Genomic DNA, 1,259 nt, shown 5'->3' on the forward strand with positions numbered 1-1,259 from the left:
CCGAGCTTGACCACCTCGAGCGCCCCCATCTCCAGATAGATGCGGTTGACGTCGGTGATCTCCAGCTCGCCGCGCGCCGACGGCTTCAGGTCGGCGGCGATGTCGAGCACCCGGTTGTCGTAGAAGTAGAGCCCGGTCACGGCCCAGGGCGAGCGGAAGCGCGCCGGCTTCTCGATCAGCTCCACGGGGCGGCCGTCGGCGTCGAACACGACGACGCCGTACTGGCTCGGGTCGCGCACGAAGTAGCCGAACACGGTGGCGCCGGCGTCCGACGCCGCCGCCCGCGACAGCTCGGCCGACAGGCCGTGGCCGTAGAAGATGTTGTCGCCGAGGATCAGGCACACCTTGTCGGAGCCGACGAAGTCGCGGCCCAGCACGAAGGCGTGGGCGAGCCCGACCGGCTTCTCCTGCACCACGTAGTCGATGCGGATGCCCCAGGTCGAGCCGTCGCCGAGCAGGTGCCGGTAGAAGCCCAGATGCTCGGGCGTCGAGATCAGCAGGATGTCGCGGATGCCGGCCAGCATCAGCACCGACAGCGGGTAGTAGATCATCGGCTTGTCGTAGACGGGCAGCAGCTGCTTGTTGACCGCCAGCGTCGCCGGATAGAGCCGCGTGCCGCTGCCGCCGGCCAGGATGATGCCCTTCATGATCAGAAATCCTCTCGTCAGAACTCGGGCCGCCGATCCGGCGGTCATTCCGGGGCGCCGCGAAGCGGCGAACCCGGAATCCAGCCCGGACCTCGACGCTCGTCGCTGGATTCCGGGTTCGCGCCTGCGGCGCGCCCCGGAATGACGGATTAAAGTCGACCGCCTCCCGTCTCAGAGCAGCCGGTCGAGGGTCGCGGCGAGCGCCGCGCGCCAGTCGGGCTGCGTGACCGGGAAGCGGGCGAGCGTCGCCGAACAGTCGAGCCGCGAGTCGGCCGGCCGCCGCGCCGGGGTCGGATACTCGGCCGTGGTGATGGCCTCGACCCGCGGCACGTTCGGGAGCCGCGAGCCGGCGATCGCGAAGATGGCGCGCGCAAACCCGCACCACGTCGTCTCGCCCGCATCGGTGAAGTGGAAGGTGCCGCCCGGCTCGTCCGGATGCGTCACCAGATGGCGCGCGATCGCGAGGCACGCCGCCGCCAGATCCGCCGCCGTGGTCGGGGTGCCGCGCTGGTCGTCGACCACCTTCAGCACGTCGCGCTCGGCGCCGAGGCGCAGCATCGTCTTCAGGAAGTTGGCGCCGAACGGCGAGTACACCCAGGCGGTGCGCAGGAT

The 1,259-nt window shown here is 70.3% G+C and carries 2 protein-coding genes; both read right to left on the reverse strand.

Annotated features, from left to right (window positions below):
• Positions 1 to 647: sugar nucleotidyltransferase (locus J2S22_RS30835; protein ID WP_307155924.1), on the reverse strand; the 647-nt coding region annotated here is incomplete at its 3' end.
• A 171-nt stretch (positions 648 to 818) separates the two neighbouring features.
• The coding region (locus tag J2S22_RS30840; RefSeq protein WP_307155925.1) for an SDR family oxidoreductase at positions 819 to 1,259 on the reverse strand (441 nt) is incomplete at its 5' end.

The organism is Rhodoplanes tepidamans (assembly GCF_030813915.1).
In the GTDB taxonomy this organism is placed as follows: domain Bacteria; phylum Pseudomonadota; class Alphaproteobacteria; order Rhizobiales; family Xanthobacteraceae; genus Rhodoplanes; species Rhodoplanes tepidamans.